At 73.1% G+C, this 542-nt stretch carries 1 protein-coding gene; it reads left to right on the top strand.

Annotation, left to right across the window (positions count from 1 at the left end; all coding sequences use genetic code 11):
- Positions 1-542, top strand: a 542-nt coding sequence (locus tag AB1460_RS38250; RefSeq protein WP_368967502.1) for a beta-ketoacyl reductase, incomplete at both ends; no start/stop codon positions are given.

Below are 542 nucleotides of genomic sequence, written 5' to 3'. Positions count from 1 at the left end.
CCGGCGGGGACGGTGCTGATCACCGGTGGCACCGGCACCCTCGGCGCCCTCGCCGCCCGCCACCTCGTCACCCACCACGGCATCCGCCACCTGCTCCTCGTCAGCCGCCGCGGCCCCACCGCCCCCGGCGCGGACAACCTCACCACCACACTCACCACCCTCGGCGCACACGTCCAGATCACCGCCGCGGACCTCAGCGACCCGGCCACCACCCAGGCCCTCATCGACACGATCCCCCCCGACCGGCCCCTCACCGCCGTCATCCACACCGCCGGCGTCCTACACGACGCCACCCTGGCCACCCTCACCCCCGACCAGCTCGACACCGTCCTCACAGCAAAAATCGACACAGCCTGGAACCTGCACCAGACCACCGCAGACCAGCCCCTCACCGCCTTCGTCCTCTACTCCTCCCTCGCCGGCACCCTCGGCACTCCCGGCCAGGCCAACTACGCCGCCGCCAACACCTACCTCGACGCCCTCGCCCACCACCGCCAGGCCGGAGGCCTCCCCGCCACCAGCCTCGCCTGGGGCCTGTGGGA

The sequence above is a fragment of the Parafrankia sp. FMc2 genome (assembly GCF_041008525.1).
In the GTDB taxonomy this organism is placed as follows: domain Bacteria; phylum Actinomycetota; class Actinomycetes; order Frankiales; family Frankiaceae; genus Parafrankia.
This window is presented reverse-complemented; position numbering and strand designations above follow the sequence as displayed.